Consider the following 14039-nt stretch of genomic DNA (forward strand, 5'->3'; position numbering starts at 1 on the left):
GCCGGTCAGGGAAGGCCGATGCCGGTCAGGCCTCGACCTTAAGCGTGCCGCGTGCGATCTGGTCGCGTTCCAGCGACTCGAACAGGGCCTTGAAGTTGCCTTCGCCGAAGCCGTCATCGCCCTTGCGCTGGATAAACTCGAAGAACACAGGGCCGAGCGCGGTCTTGGAGAAGATCTGCAGCAGCAGGCGGGGCTTGCCGCCTTCCGTGGTGCCGTCCAGCAGGATGCCGCGCGACTTCAGTTGCTCCACGGGCTGGCCGTGGCCGGGCAGGCGCGTGTCCAGTGCGTCGTAGTAGTAGTCGTTCGGCGCGGTCATCAGCGGCACGCCTGCCAGTTGCAGGCGGTCGATGACCTCGATCAGGTTGTCGGTCAGGAAGGCGATGTGCTGGATGCCCTCGCCGTTGAAGGCCATCAGGAACTCTTCAATCTGGCCGGCGCCCTTGGACGATTCCTCGTTCAGCGGAATGCGGATTTTACCATCCGGCGCGGTCATGGCCTTGGAGGTCAGGCCGGTGTATTCGCCCTGGATGTCGAAGTAGCGGATTTCGCGGAAGTTGAACAGCTTTTCGTAAAAGTTAGCCCAGTAAGCCATGCGGCCACGGTAGACGTTGTGGGTCAGGTGGTCGACCAGCTTGAGGCCGTGGCCGACCGGGTGGCGGTCGACACCTTCGATGAACTCGAAGTCGATGTCATAGATCGACTTGCCTTCCTCGAAGCGGTCGATCAGGTACAGCGGCGCGCCGCCGATGCCCTTGATTGCAGGCAGGCGCAGCTCCATCGGGCCGGTCGGGATCTCGACCGGCTGGGCGCCCAGTTCCAGCGCGCGGGCGTAGGCCTTGTGCGAATCCTTGACGCGGAAAGCCATGCCGCAGGCGCTCGGGCCGTGCTCGGCGGCAAAGTAGGCGGCGTAGCTGTGCGGCTCGCGGTTGACGATGAAGTTCACTTCGCCCTGGCGGTACAGCACCACGTCCTTGGAGCGGTGCTTTGCCACCAGCGTGAAGCCCATCTGCTCGAACAGCGGCTCAAGCACGTTGGGGGTGGGCGAGGCGAATTCCACGAATTCGAAGCCCATCAGCTGCATCGGGTTGTCAAACAGGTCGGCCATGGCTTTCTCACTAAAGGGGCGGGAAATAATATTGTGGCGGCGGCACTTGGTAACGAGGTCGCGCCGGTGTCAGTCGGCTCGGCGGAAACCTGTTGCAGGACAGGCCTGTAGTGCGCTTGCTTGAGATGCAGTGTATATTCCGGACGGCAAAATTGGATTTCGTAAAACAGGCAGGGAAACCCTAGATTATGAAATCTGATTGCGTGAATCGCTGATATGAGGAAATCAAAGTGCAATCGATCGAACTGGACCGTACCGATCGCCGCTTGCTGGGGGTGTTGCAGGAGCAGGGGCGGGCATCCAACCTGGAACTGGCAGAGGCCATCGCGCTGTCGCCGGCGCAGACTTTGCGGCGCCACCGCCGCCTGGAAGAGGCCGGGCTGGTCAAGCGCTATGAGGCGCGGCTGGACGCGGCGGCGCTGGGCTTTGGCGTGGTGGCCTTTATCCATGTGACGATGGAGCGCGGGCATATCCGCGACCTGTCCAACTTCAAGCGCCTGGTGGCGGAGCTGGCACAGATCCAGGAATGCTTCTCGGTGACAGGGGATATCGACTACGTGCTCAAGGTGGTCGCCAAGGACCTGAAGTCGCTGTCTGACTTCCTGCTCGATACGCTGATGCGTATCCCCGGTGTCAGCGGCGTGAAGTCCAGCGTATGCCTGGACGAGATCAAGTGCACCAGCGCGGTGCCGCTGGAGGCCTGAGCTGGCTTGAACGCGTCCCCTTTTTCATTCAGAAACGGGTTCTTAGTCTTCCGGCTGGTCGAGGCGGTCGCACTGCACGTTCATCGCCCGGCACACCGCGCACCATGACGGCCGCGAGCCGGGCATGACGCCGCAGTGGGCGGTCTCGTCACGCGTGCCGGCCTGGCTGCCGGGCGTGCTGGCCTGCACTGGCACGGCCACCTTGCGCGCCCGGTAGTCACTGGCGCTGGCTTGTGCCACCGCCGCATCCAGCGCCTGCAAGCCAACCGGCTTGACGATCACGGCATTCATGCCCGCGGCCAGCGCCGCGGCGTGGTCCCCCGCGAGGGCGCTCGCCGTGCAGCCGATCACCGGCACGCCGCTGTGCGCATCCTTGCGCGCGCGCACCGCCCGTGCGAATGCCAGGCCATCCATGACCGGCATGGCGCAGTCACACACGATCACGTCGAAGCGTGATCCATCCAGCTTGGCCAGCGCTTCGCGGCCATCACAGGCCGTGCTCACGCGGTGGCCCAGGTGTTCCAGCTGGCGCTGCAGCAGCAGCCGGTTGGGCGCATGGTCGTCGATCACCAGGATGCTGGCCCGGCGCCGTGCGCAGCCCGCCATGGGCGGCGGCACCGGCTCGGGCAGTTCCCTGGCGACGGCAAGCGTCAGCGGCAGCGTCACCATGACGCGCGTGCCCTGGCCCGGCTGGCTGGACAGCGAGATCTGGCCGCCCATCGCGCTGGCCAGGCGCTGGCAGATTGCCAGCCCCAGCCCGGTGCCGCCGGCCTGGGGGCGTGTGCGGCCATGCACCTGTTCGAAGGGTTCAAACAGCCGCGCCTGCGCCCCGGCGGGAATCCCGATGCCGGTGTCGGAGACCGTCAGCATGACCTGCTGCACCCCGTCGCGAGGCGCTAGCGCGTCAAGCCTGACGTGGATCGTGCCGCTGTCGGTGAAGCGCACCGCGTTGGACACCAGGTTGGCCAGGATCTGACGGAAACGCAGCGCATCGACCTGGTGCAGCGGCGCGACGGCGGCGCCGATGCCGCTGGTCAGCGGCAGGCCCCTCTGCGCCGCCACCGGTCCGAAGATCAGCAGCGTGTCCTTGACCAGCCCGGGCAGCGAAGCGGGTGCCGGGTGGATGCTGAACTTGCCGGCCTCCATCTTGGACAGGTCCAGGATGTCGTCGATCAGCGCCAGCAGGCCCAGCGCCGACTTGTGCGCCGTGACCAGCTGCAGGCGTTCCTGCTCGGCCAGCTGGCAGCGCGCCAGGGTCAGCTCCAGCATGCCGGTGATGGCGTTCATCGGGGTGCGGATCTCATGGCTGACCGAGGCCAGGAAGGTGGACTTGGCGCGGTTGGCGGCTTCGGCTTCTGTCTTGGCGTGCGCCAGCTCGGCCAGCATGTCGTGGCGTTCGGTCAGGTCGACGCAGCCCCCGGCCAGGCCCTTGACGGTGCCATCGGCGCCGCGCAGCGGTGTCAGCCAGTTCAGCACGTGGTGGGTGCGTCCGCCCAGGCGCAGGCATCGGTCCTTGTGCAGTGGGGTGCCGTCTTCGATCACCTTGCGGTAGTCGCGAGCCACCTCGGCCATGTCGATGGCGATGGGATGCACCTGGACCGACGCGTCCAGCGGCTGCCCGCGCAACGTGTCGCGCGTGGCGCCGACCAGTTCTTCATAGCTGCGGTTGCAGGTGATGAGCCGCAGCGAGGCATCGCGCAGGTAGACAGGCTGGGGAATGCCGTCGAGCAGCGCCGACTGGATCGCGATGTTGTCCTTCAGCGCAATCTCCGCGGCCCGGCGCCGGCGCACCTCGCGATACAGCACGAAGATCCATGTCAGCAGGCATGGCGTCAGCAGGCAGAGCAGTCCGGCCGTCCACCCCAGCACCCGCCAGTGCGCCTGTGGCTTTGCGTGCGGGGGTGGGGCGATGCGGAGTGCCGGCGTGCGGATCCCCGGTGGCGGGGCTGGCTGCAGGGCAGGTGCCTCGGGCGAGGCGACAGGCATGCCAGCCAGGGATGGCACCGTGGCGGGCGCTGGCGCGGGCTCTGCCCTCGGTTGGGTACCGGCGCAGACCGATACGCCGACGAGCAGCAGGGCGGCACATGCCAGCCGCCAGGCGCGCGTGAAGCGGTGCGCGCAAGCGGTGGCCGAGGGCGATTCGATAGGGATGGGCGGACGAATAGACAAGCGGGGCGCCAAAATACAGTGAAAACGTGGCAGCCACCGCTGCGCGGTTGGCGTAGCGGTGACTGGCTTGTTTTCACTCTATGGGCTAAGCCTCGTTATCTCATTAAGACGAATCTGAGATTGAGGGTGAAATTTCCGGATCACGCGCTATTGACGCCTGTCACGTCACATATCGAAGACAATCCCGGTCAGCATCTCACGGGCCGGCACGCCGGCATCAACCAGACACGCACGCGGCAGCATCGGGAAACCCGATGGCTGCTGGCAGGTCGAAAGCCTTTGGAACCCCCCCGGCCGGTGTCCGGCGACGTGGTTTTTCATGCCGTGGCGGCAGCGTTATGATTGGCGTTGCGCAACTGCCATGGTCCGCATTGCGCCAGGCTTGCAAAGCCCCGGTCGGGTTTTCGGAAGAAGCAAGCCCCCCGCTCGGAAATTTCCGGTGCCCTCCGGCACAAATGCTGAGCAAAATGTTGTGCCCGGGCGCCCGGACATCGAGGCGCCTGCTATGGAGTTCAAGTTGTGGCCACAATCCTGATCGTCGACGACCACCCGCCCGTGCGGGTGGTGCTAAAGACGCACTTTTCCCAGGTGCTGGGCATCACCCATGTCCTTGAGGCCGACAACGGCCAGGCCGCCATCGAGCTCGTGCGGCAGTACACCCCCGACGTGGTGATCCTGGACCTGGACATCCCGAAGATCAACGGGCTGGACGTGATCCCCCGCCTCAAGGCCAGCCACCCCGCCGTGCGCATCCTGGTCATTTCCGGCCAGGACCAGAACACGTTTGCCCCACGCGCGCGCCAGGCCGGTGCGCATGGTTTTGTCAGCAAGACGCAGGATCTGGCCGAGATCGTGCGCTGCACCGAGTCCGTGCTGGCCGGCTATACGGTGATGCCGGAAATCGACCACGGCAACAACGCCGGCCACGCCGACGAAGCCGCGCGCCTGGCCAGCCTTTCCGACAAGGAGCTGGTGGTCATGCAGATGCTTGCCAAGGGCATGTCGAACAAGGAAATCGGCGAAACCCTGTTTATCTCCAACAAGACGGTCAGCACGCACAAGACCCGGGCCATGGAGAAACTCGGGGCAAGATCGATTGTCGATGTCATCGACTTTGCGCGGCGCCACCATATCGCGATTGGCTAGCATGGTGCCCGTCATTCGTCTCGCGTTGAGAAGCTGCGCATGACCGGCGCGTTGCTGCTTGCCACGCCCGGTGACACGCGCTGGGTCGCCGGCGTTGCCCCGATCCTGCGCGATCTCGGCTTTGATGTGCATACCGACACGCCCGCGCCGAACGCCGCCGCCGACATCGGCCTGGTGATTGCCGGCGCCGCCACCGAGATCCCCGACACCCTGTTGCGTGCCTGGCGTGCCACCGGCCCGGTCTGCGCCGTGGTGCTGCCGGCCGCTGCGGTGCCGGTGCCCGGCGCTGACGAGGCGGTGATCGCCTGCCTGCGCGAACCGGTGACCGAAGCGGCCATCGTCGCCATGCTGGCCCAGCAGCGCTACCTGGCGCTGTCCCCCCGCGAGGCCGCGGGCATCGCGTCAGCCATCGCGGCGCAGACCTTCGGCAACCGCGCCTTTGCCGCTGAACTGGTGCACGCCCTGGTCACCTCGACGCAGGCCGACCTGGCGCAGTTGCGCACCGCGGACGGTGCGCTGGACACGGTGCGCAGCGTCGCCCACCGGCTCAAGTCATCTGCCCACTACGTCGGCTGCCATGCCTTGCGTGCTTTTGCCCAGCGCCTGGAGCATGCCGCCAGCGACGGCGATGCCGCCAACGCCGCTGCGCTGGCCGCGATCGTGGCGCCGACGGTAGCGCGGCTGCTCAGCCTGCTCGTGGCGCTGCCATCGGAAAAATAAGACCGCGGCGGTCGCCGGCAGATCCGGTGCGGGAATACACCGGATTGGCCCGGTGCGGTCGGTTGATTATGCTCGGATATATCAGGGCGCCGATTTTCAATATCCTGGAATAAATGGCGCCGATTAATGCGGTGCGGATTTATATGACGGCGCGGGCGCCGGATTCTGATTTCGGCGGGACGGTAGTTTGACGATATTTTCCGGGAGCGGGCATGGGTCAGATCATGGCGTCAATGCCGGAGTCGGCGTTTTATTTCCACCTGGCGGCGGTGACGATGCTGCTGCTGGGGCTGGCGTTGTACCGCGCGGTGTCACACGTGATGGCCACCCCGGACGGGCGCAAGGCCCGCGCGCAGCGCCTGGCACTGGTCACCGCGGGGCGGCTGCTGGCGCTCGGTGGTATCTGGACCGCCATCGCCTATGGCCACGGCGCCTGGGAGCGCGCTGGCGCGCATAACTGCCGGCACCTGCCGTCGTTGGATGCCGCTGCGCGGTACGCAGCGGAATACTGCTATCTGGGCCGGGAGCGGGTGTTGCTGCGCATCTACGGCGTGGAGCGCAACCGCGTGCTGGCCCAGCGCACTTTCAACAGCAGCGGGCCGGTGCGGCTCAGCTGGGACGGCCAGGCCGTGGTCTTCGATGCCGCGGCGCCTGGCAAGGCAGGGCGCCTGGCGCTGCCGCCCACGCTGGGCGACCGGTTGCTGGCGCGGCTGCCCTGATCCGGCGGACTAGTTGTGAAGCTTCACAACTAGTCCGCGTGCATGCGCGCCAGCAAGGCGTCCAGCCCCGCCGGGGCCGGCAGGCGCGCCATCAGCCAGCGCACCGCTTCGGACAAGCCCTGGCCGTCGTAGTCCGGCGCAAAGCTGTGCAGCGTGGCGCCGTGCAGGAAACAGCGCAGCGCCAGCCATTCCGGCTCTGGCGGCGCGTCCGGCGGCTGGCCGAACAGCATCTGCGGCACGGCGTCCAGTGGTGCGCGCACGGCCGTGGCCAGGCGCGCGTCGCCACGCGTTGCCATCCACACCTCCAGTATGGCGAGCGAGGTATGCCGCTGTGGGCGGGTCGCCAGGATATGCAGCATCAGGTGCACGCGCAGCGAAGGGCTGAGCGGGCCCAGCGCGGCCAGGCGCGCCGCCTCGCGCTCCAGCAGCCAGGTCAGCATGGCTGGCAGCAGGTCATAGCGGCCTTCGGGGAAATGGTGCCGCAGCGAGCCGCGGCTGCTGCCGGCCAGCTCGCACACGCGCGCTTCTGAAAAGGCTGCATAGCCTTGCTCGACGAGCAAGGCCACGGCGGCGTCGATCAGGGACTGGCGGGTGCTGGCGCTGCGTTCGGCTTGGGTGGGCATGTGACGGATTGTAGCAATGGCCAGAGCGCAGCCTGGCGCGCAGGCAGCGTGGGCATGCCTGGATCCGCGTGCGCCGGTACCAGGGCGACCAGTATGCGGCGCGGCACAATCCGTTCGTGTACTTCCACTCGATCATCGACTCGCCGGACTGCAATGCCAACGTGGTCAACCTCGACAAGCTCGAAGCCGACCTGAAGTCGATCGCGCGGCAACGTGGATGACTTCGATGCGCCGATGGACCGCAAGCCCGGCGCACGAGCCGCGCTGAACGGCTTCAGTGGGGCGTCGCCGCCGGGATATCGGCGCTGCAGTTGGGCGCCGCTTCGTCGTGCGAATGCGGCGCCAGCGCGCCCGGTATGCGCTGGCTGTCCAGCCCCTTGCCTTGCAGCCACTGCGTGGTGGTGGCCGCGGCGCGGTCGATCAGCTCGCCGCATTTGGAGTAGTCGTAGGGCGAGATGTCGAGCGGGCACAGCGGCGGCACCACGCTGATCTGCGCGCGGTCGGCGAAGTGCTGCAGGTCGTTCACGAGCTGGCGCGCCACCAGCAGCGAGAGCGCGTTGAACGCATGCTCCAGCGCGCCGCGCGGCGGGCGGCGCTCAGCACAGGTGAAGCCCGCGGGCAGCACGATCACGCGCGTGGCACCCAGTGCGATCGCGGTGGATACCGGGGTGTTGTTGGCCACGCCGCCGTCGATCAGCGTGCGGCCCTCGAACTGCACCGGCGGGAACACGCCGGGGATGGCCGCGCTGGCCAGCACCGCGTCGACAATGCTGCCGCTGGACAGCAAGACCTCGTCGCCGCTGTGCATGTCGGTGGCCACCACATGCAGCTGCAGTTCCGACGCTTCCAGCCGCCGCGGCCCGAAGTGCTGCGCCAGCAGCCCGCGCAGCCCGGCCGCCTCCACCAGGTGGCCGCGGTTGCCGCCGACCATGCTCCAGACGCTGCGCCAGCTCCACGGCAGGATGTCCGAGCGCCGGATGCCGCGCCACAGCGCGTCAAGCCGGCCGGCGCCGGCCACGCCCGGGTTGCAGGCAAAGTAGGCGCCGTTGATGGCGCCGGCCGAGGCGCCGATCACGATATCGGGCATCACGCCCCAGGCCACCAGTTCGCGCAGCATGCCGACCTGGATCGCACCCAGGCTGCCGCCGCCGGCAAATACGAAGGCTGTCTTGTCCATGGCTGCGCCGGTCTCCCTTTCCAGTCTGCTGTCCTGAGCAAAGCATAGGCGACATCCGGGTCAGCGGGCAGGTCGGCGGCAAGTTGTCTGCCGCGCTGCGTGCATGTATGCCATCTATCACACGGGCGTGATAAGCCCGGCCAGCCCACATACCTGGCGATCTAGCTCCAGACACGCTTTTTCCGTCGCTAATAACGCAATTAACCGCCAGGAATTTGCGCCAACCACCGATCTTGGCCAGCAGCGGCGTGGTTGGGATGGGTGCGGGTTGCTGTTTACTCGAGAAACTCGTCTGCTGGGATGCCGAGTTGCCCGGCCATGTGTTCGACCAGGCTTTGCAGCTTCGCCACCTTCTCGGTCAGGGCCTGCTGCTCGGCGCGCAGCTGTTCGAGCTCGCCCGGCGAGGCGGTGGCGCCGCCCGTGGTGCGTTCGACATCATAGGCGTCCGCTGCGGCGCTCACTTCGCCGCTCAGCAGGTGCATCCAGCGATTTTCGCGTGCACCCGGCGCGCGGGGCAGCCGGACGACAAAAGGCGGTGCGTGGCTGGACAGTTCGTCAAGGAAGGCCTCGACCGACGAGATATCGGCAAAGCCGTGCAGGCGCGCGGTGTTCAGGCGCAACTCCGCTGCGGTCTGCGGGCCGCGCAGCAGCAGCAGCGCCAGCAGCGCGACCGACTGCTTGGGCACGGCCAGCACGCGCTGCATATTGTGCTCGAAGCGCGGCACGCGGCTGCTGCTGCCTTCAAAGACTAGGCTCAGGCCCTTGAGGCCATCGATGGCCTCAAGGATCTCGGCCTCGCTGACGTTCATCACGGGGGCGCGGGCGGTTTTCTGGTTGCAGCCCGAGGCCAGCGCATTGAGCGACAGCGGGTAGGTGTCGGGCACGGTGTGCTGTTTTTCGACCAGCACGCCGAGCACGCGGCCTTCGACGGGCGTCAGGGGGCGCAATGCCGGACGGGCGGGACGGTCGCCAGTCTGGCTGGCGTCGGAATCATGGTTGGAATGCATCAAGACTGGTTTTTTGCTGAAGGTGACGGCGAATGCCGACACGCCGAGGCGCTCATTCAATCCCAAGCCAGCGCAATCCGCAACTGCGCCGTGCGATCTTCGCATTCTGCGCGCCGCCGTCTACTATCGATAGGCCGCGCGGCGGCAACCGGGAAAATGCGCCAGGGCAGGCGCGGGTCCAGACGGGGAGGGAGCATGGCGATTTCGCAGTCGGAGGCAACGGCACCGGATGAGGACACCGGCCCGGAGGCTGGAGGCGGCCTGGAGGCGCCGTATTCCACGCTGGAGTCACGCTCGCACCAGATGTTCCCGCAACTCAGCGCGGACGACATGGAGCGCGTGCGGCGCTTCGGCACGCCGCAGAACTGGCGCGCGGGCGAGAAGCTCTTTTCCATCGGCGATACGGGCCGGGGCATGTACCTGATTATCAGCGGCCGCGTGCGGCTGATGCGGCGCGACGGCCTGGGGCGCGAGCACCAGATCACTGAGCAAGGGCCGGGGCACTTCCTGGCCGAAGTCGGCACGCTCAGCGGCCGCCCGGCGCTGGTCGACGGCGTGGCCGTGACCGATACCCAGGGCTATTCAATCACACCAGAGCGGCTGCGCGCCCTGCTGGTGGCCGAGGCCGAACTGGGCGAGCGCATCATGCGCGCGCTGATCCTGCGCCGCGTGGGGCTGATCGAATTCGGCAGCGGGCCGGTGCTGGTCGGCCACGGCACCGAGCCGCAGCTGGTGGCACTGCAGGCGTTCCTGCGGCGCAACGGCTACCCGCATACGGTCATCGATATCGACGCGGAACGCGACTGCTCATTGCTGCTCGACTACGCCAACGCGCCCGCCAGCGACTTCCCGCTGGTGATCTGCGCCGACGGCCGCGTGCTGCGCGCGCCGGACGAAGGGCAGCTGGCTTCGTGCCTGGGGCTGTTGCCGGAGTTCGATCCGGCCCATGTCTATGACGTGGTGGTGGTCGGCGCCGGGCCGGCAGGGCTGGCCACGGCCGTGTATGCCGCGTCCGAAGGCTTGTCGGTGGCGGTGATCGACTGCCGTTCGCCGGGCGGACAGGCGGGCGCGAGTGCGCGGATCGAGAACTACCTTGGCTTCCCGACCGGCATTTCGGGGCAGGCGCTGGCCGGGCGCGCGTTCGTGCAGGCGCTGAAGTTCGGCGCGCATATCGCCATCCCGCTTGAGGTCAAGGCATTGCATTGCGGCGCGGACCCGATCCGGCTGGAGCTGGCCGATGGCCGCATGATCCCGACCCACACCGTGGTGATTGCCACCGGCGCGCAGTACCGGCGCCCCGACATCCCCGCGCTGGAGCACTTTGAAGGGCGCGGGGTCTACTACTGGGCCTCGCCGGTGGAGGCCAAGCTGTGCAAGAACGAGCCGGCGATGCTGGTGGGCGGCGGCAATTCGGCCGGGCAGGCAGCGGTCTACCTGGCCTCGCACGCGGCACACGTGCATATGCTGGTGCGCGGGCCGGGGTTGGCCGCCACCATGTCGCGCTACCTGATCGACCGCATCGGTTCGTTGCCCAATATCACGCTGCACACGCACGCGCAGATCAGCGCGCTGGCGGGGGAAGGGTGGCTCAGTTCGGTGCGCTACGAATGCCGGGCGGAAAGCCCGGCCCCGGTCACGATGGACGTGCGGCACCTGTTCCTGTTTATCGGCGCCGATCCCAATGCGTCGTGGCTGCGCACCTGCAACGTCGAGGTCGATGACAAGGGCTTCGTGCGCACCGGCGGCGGCGAGCTGGGCTGCGCGTCGGCGGTGCCGTATCCGCTGCAGACCAGCGTGCCGGGCGTGTTTGCCATCGGCGACGTGCGGGCGGGGTCGACCAAGCGGGTTGCCGCGGCGGTAGGTGAGGGCGCGGCGGTGGTGGCGCAGATCCACGACTACCTGGCTCGGGTGCAGGCAGCCGTGGCGCGCTGAGCGCGGACCACTCAGGCTTGCGCCTCGCGCTCCAGCAGTTCGCGCTTGCGCGCCACGCCCCAGCGGTAGCCCGACAGGTTGCCGTCGCTGCGCACCACGCGATGGCAGGGAATGGCCACTGCCAGGTGGTTGGCGGCGCATGCCTGCGCCACCGCGCGCACCGCACGCGGCGCGCCGATGCGCGCGGCAATCTCGGCATAGCTGGCGGTGCTGCCCGCAGGGATCTCCTGCAGGGCCTGCCATACACGCTGCTGGAACGCGGTGCCGCGCACATCCAGCGGCAGCGCCAGGCCGATCGAAGGTGCCTCGATAAAGCCCACCACTTGCGCCACCAGTTGCTCGAACTGCGCATCGCAGCCGATCAGGTTGGCGCGCGGGAACTGGTCCTGCAGGTCCTGCAGCAGCGTTTGCGGATCGTCGCCCAGCAGGATCGCGCAGACACCGCGCTCGCTCTGGGCCACCAGGATCGCGCCCAGCGAGCACTGGCCGATGGCAAAGCGGATATCGGTGTCGGCCCCGCCCGCGCGGTAGCGTGACGGGGTCATGCCCAGCACCGCGTCCGAGGTCTCGTAGAAGCGGCTGTTGGAGCCGAAGCCGGCGTCGTAGATCGCCTCGGTCACGGAGTGGCTGGTGCCCAGTTGCTCGCGGAGTTTCTTGGCGCGATGCGCGGCGGCGTAGGCGCGCGGCGTCAGGCCGGTGACGGCCTTGAAGAGGCGGTGGAAGTGATAAGGGCTGACGCCCGCCGCGTTGGCCAGTTCGGGCAGCGTGGGCAGGGTGTCGGCGGCCTCGATGCGGCGGCAGGCGTCGGCCACGATGGCTGAGTGCTGGGCCGCCAGCGCAGGCGCGGCGGCCCGGAGGCTGGGCCGGTAGCCGGCGGCTTCGGCCGCGGCGGCGTTATCGAAGAACTCGACATTGGCCGGATGTGGCAGGCGCGACGGGCTGCTCGGCAGGCAGTACACGCCGGTGGTCTTGACCGCATAGACAAAGGCACCGTCGGCGCCCGGATCGCGCGCCAGGACGCGGGCCCAGCGCGGGTCGCGTTCGATGGTGCTGACTTCCGGTTGCTGTGTGGAACGGGTCATGGGATACCTCACGTGGCGTCGTGGAAGATGATGCCCAGCGTGTAGCGCTGGCCCGCGTGCAGCCGGCTGACGCCATGCCGCAGGTTCACGCGGTAGCTGCCGCGGCTGCCTTGCACCGGGCGCTGGCTGACGGCGAATACCACCGCATCGCCCTGGTGCAGCGTCACAACCTCGGCCCGCGACTGCATGCGCGGCCGCTGCTCGGTCATCACAAATTCTCCGCCGGTAAAGTCGCGGCCCGGCTCGGACAGCAGGATGGCGACCTGCAGCGGGAATACGTGCTCGCCGTACAGGTCCTGGTGCAGGCAGTTGTAGTCGCCCGGCCCGTAGCGCAGCAGCAATGGCGTCGGGCGCAACTGGCCGGCGTCGTGGCAGCGGGCAAGATAGTCGGCGTGCGCGGCGGGATAACGCACATCGATGCCCATGGCGGCGTTCCAGCGGTTGGCCACCGGCACCAGGTGCAGATACAGCACCGTGCGCAATGCGGCCACGGTGTCGGGCAGGGGGTAGCGGAAGTACTTGTACTCGCCCTGGCCAAAGCCGTGCCGGCGCATCTCGATGCGCGAGCGGTACAGCGCGTCCTGCGCATAGCCGGCGGCAAGCGCCTCGCATTCGGCTGCCGACAGCAGGCCGCGGATCGCGGCACAGCCGTAGTCGTCGAGCTCGCGTGCAACGGCGGCCCAGTCGGTGCCATCGACGCGGGTGGCGATATCGGCTCCGTGCCCATGCCCCCGCGCCGTGCCGCGCGCCGGCGGTATTGGCCTGCGCGGCCCTGCCACGGCCATTTCGGGGCGTTGTATCTGGCTGATGCTCACCGCGGGTCTCCTGTATCTCGCTTGCATGGTGCCAACTTTAGGCCGCCCGCGTGCGCCTCGCACTCCGGGTCTTGCTTTTGAATTCTGCCCGGCATCCGCCTTGACAAGACAGATCTGTCTATCAATAATGAGACAGGTCTGTATCATCTTGAGCAGGCTGTCCTTCCCACCTGATTCATCCTGTCTTCAGCAAAGGAGCCTCCGCATGTCCGCACAAGCCGAAATCCGTCCGCCGTTGCCCCCATTCACCCGCGAATCCGCCATCGCCAAGGTCCGTGCCGCCGAGGACGGCTGGAACAGCCGCAACCCCGAGCGCGTGGCGCTGGCCTATACCGTCGACAGCGCCTGGCGCAACCGTGCGGAATTCGTCAACGGCCGCGCCGACATCGTCGCCTTCCTGCAGCGCAAGTGGCAGAAGGAGCTGGATTACCGGCTGATCAAGGAGCTATGGGCGCACGATGGCAACCGCATCGCAGTGCGCTTTGCCTACGAATGGCACGACGATTCCGGCAACTGGTACCGGTCATACGGCAATGAGAACTGGGAGTTCGATGAGGCGGGGCTGATGCGCAGGCGCTATGCATGCATCAACGATGCGCCGATCAAGGCAGCGGACCGCAAGTTCCACTGGCCACTGGGCAGGCGGCCGGATGAACATGCGGGGTTGAGTGAGCTGGGGTTGTGAAGCTGTTGGGCTTCAGTACGGCGATATTCGCTGAACACCGCAAGCCAGCTCCCTCTCCCGCTTGTGAACTGACCCCCAGAAGTTGGAGACAACTTTTGGGGGTTTTTACATGGCAAAGTACACCGAGCAGTTCAAGCTGCAGGTCGTTCAGGAGT

The 14039-nt window shown here is 67.3% G+C and carries 14 protein-coding genes and 1 pseudogene; 7 read left to right on the forward strand and 8 right to left on the reverse strand.

What is annotated here, in order from left to right:
• Nucleotides 1-25: 25 nt before the first annotated feature.
• A complete protein-coding gene (hppD, locus tag ACW4E8_RS15410) occupies nt 26-1105 on the reverse strand; it encodes a 4-hydroxyphenylpyruvate dioxygenase (RefSeq protein ID WP_456805278.1) in 1080 nt (359 codons plus the stop codon).
• Between the two features lie 230 nt (nt 1106-1335).
• Here hppD and ACW4E8_RS15415 point away from each other — a divergent pair, with 230 nt between their 5' ends.
• Nucleotides 1336-1809 carry an Lrp/AsnC family transcriptional regulator gene (locus tag ACW4E8_RS15415; protein WP_010812428.1) on the forward strand — a complete coding sequence of 158 codons (474 nt, stop codon included), beginning with the start codon at nt 1336-1338 and terminating at the stop codon, nt 1807-1809.
• 42 nt (nt 1810-1851) lie between these two features.
• On the opposite strand, the gene ACW4E8_RS15420 is transcribed toward ACW4E8_RS15415, so the two are convergent.
• Together ACW4E8_RS15420 and ACW4E8_RS15425 are read right to left on the reverse strand one after the other, a co-directional pair.
• Nucleotides 1852-3978, reverse strand: coding sequence for an ATP-binding protein (locus ACW4E8_RS15420; RefSeq protein ID WP_456805279.1), 2127 nt, complete (start codon nt 3976-3978; stop codon nt 1852-1854).
• A 165-nt stretch (nt 3979-4143) separates the two neighbouring features.
• Nucleotides 4144-4299, reverse strand: a complete 156-nt coding sequence (locus ACW4E8_RS15425; protein WP_456805280.1) for a hypothetical protein — start codon at nt 4297-4299, stop codon at nt 4144-4146.
• Between the two features lie 198 nt (nt 4300-4497).
• Between ACW4E8_RS15425 and ACW4E8_RS15430 the strand changes: the two genes are divergently transcribed.
• The 3 genes from ACW4E8_RS15430 (at nt 4498) to ACW4E8_RS15440 (ending at nt 6563) form a co-directional block, all read left to right on the forward strand.
• Entirely contained in the window at nt 4498-5124 is a 627-nt protein-coding gene (locus ACW4E8_RS15430) for a response regulator (RefSeq protein ID WP_456805281.1), read from the forward strand.
• Nucleotides 5125-5163: 39 nt separating this feature from the next.
• Entirely contained in the window at nt 5164-5844 is a 681-nt protein-coding gene (locus tag ACW4E8_RS15435) for an Hpt domain-containing protein (protein WP_456805282.1), read from the forward strand.
• Between the two features lie 212 nt (nt 5845-6056).
• Nucleotides 6057-6563 carry a hypothetical protein gene (locus tag ACW4E8_RS15440; RefSeq protein ID WP_456805283.1) on the forward strand — a complete coding sequence of 169 codons (507 nt, stop codon included), beginning with the start codon at nt 6057-6059 and terminating at the stop codon, nt 6561-6563.
• A 29-nt stretch (nt 6564-6592) separates the two neighbouring features.
• Here the strand turns inward: ACW4E8_RS15440 and ACW4E8_RS15445 are convergent, their stop codons facing one another.
• A complete protein-coding gene (locus tag ACW4E8_RS15445; RefSeq protein ID WP_456805284.1) occupies nt 6593-7186 on the reverse strand; it encodes a TetR/AcrR family transcriptional regulator in 594 nt (197 codons plus the stop codon).
• A gap of 83 nt (nt 7187-7269) precedes the next feature.
• Here ACW4E8_RS15445 and ACW4E8_RS15450 point away from each other — a divergent pair.
• A pseudogene (locus ACW4E8_RS15450) lies at nt 7270-7392 on the forward strand (alkaline phosphatase family protein); the annotation flags it as partial.
• A gap of 68 nt (nt 7393-7460) precedes the next feature.
• Here the strand turns inward: ACW4E8_RS15450 and ACW4E8_RS15455 are convergent.
• Nucleotides 7461-8363, reverse strand: coding sequence for a patatin-like phospholipase family protein (locus ACW4E8_RS15455; RefSeq protein ID WP_456805285.1), 903 nt, complete (start codon nt 8361-8363; stop codon nt 7461-7463).
• Nucleotides 8364-8638: 275 nt separating this feature from the next.
• The gene (locus ACW4E8_RS15460) at nt 8639-9370 is read right to left on the reverse strand and encodes a YceH family protein (RefSeq protein WP_456805286.1); all 732 of its coding nucleotides are present in this window, start codon (nt 9368-9370) and stop codon (nt 8639-8641) included.
• Nucleotides 9371-9565: 195 nt separating this feature from the next.
• Here ACW4E8_RS15460 and ACW4E8_RS15465 point away from each other — a divergent pair, with 195 nt between their 5' ends.
• Nucleotides 9566-11302, forward strand: coding sequence for an FAD-dependent oxidoreductase (locus ACW4E8_RS15465; protein ID WP_456805287.1), 1737 nt, complete (start codon nt 9566-9568; stop codon nt 11300-11302).
• An 11-nt stretch (nt 11303-11313) separates the two neighbouring features.
• Here the strand turns inward: ACW4E8_RS15465 and ada are convergent, their stop codons facing one another.
• Nucleotides 11314-12384 (reverse strand): bifunctional DNA-binding transcriptional regulator/O6-methylguanine-DNA methyltransferase Ada, encoded by a 1071-nt coding sequence (gene ada, locus ACW4E8_RS15470; RefSeq protein WP_456805288.1) that lies wholly within the window; start codon nt 12382-12384, stop codon nt 11314-11316.
• Nucleotides 12385-12392: 8 nt separating this feature from the next.
• Nucleotides 12393-13169, reverse strand: coding sequence for a 2OG-Fe(II) oxygenase (locus ACW4E8_RS15475; protein ID WP_456805299.1), 777 nt, complete (start codon nt 13167-13169; stop codon nt 12393-12395).
• 235 nt (nt 13170-13404) lie between these two features.
• Between ACW4E8_RS15475 and ACW4E8_RS15480 the strand changes: the two genes are divergently transcribed.
• Nucleotides 13405-13884 carry a nuclear transport factor 2 family protein gene (locus ACW4E8_RS15480; protein ID WP_456805289.1) on the forward strand — a complete coding sequence of 160 codons (480 nt, stop codon included), beginning with the start codon at nt 13405-13407 and terminating at the stop codon, nt 13882-13884.
• The last annotated feature ends 155 nt before the right edge of the window (nt 13885-14039 follow it).

It is taken from the genome of Cupriavidus sp. CP313, assembly GCF_054072015.1.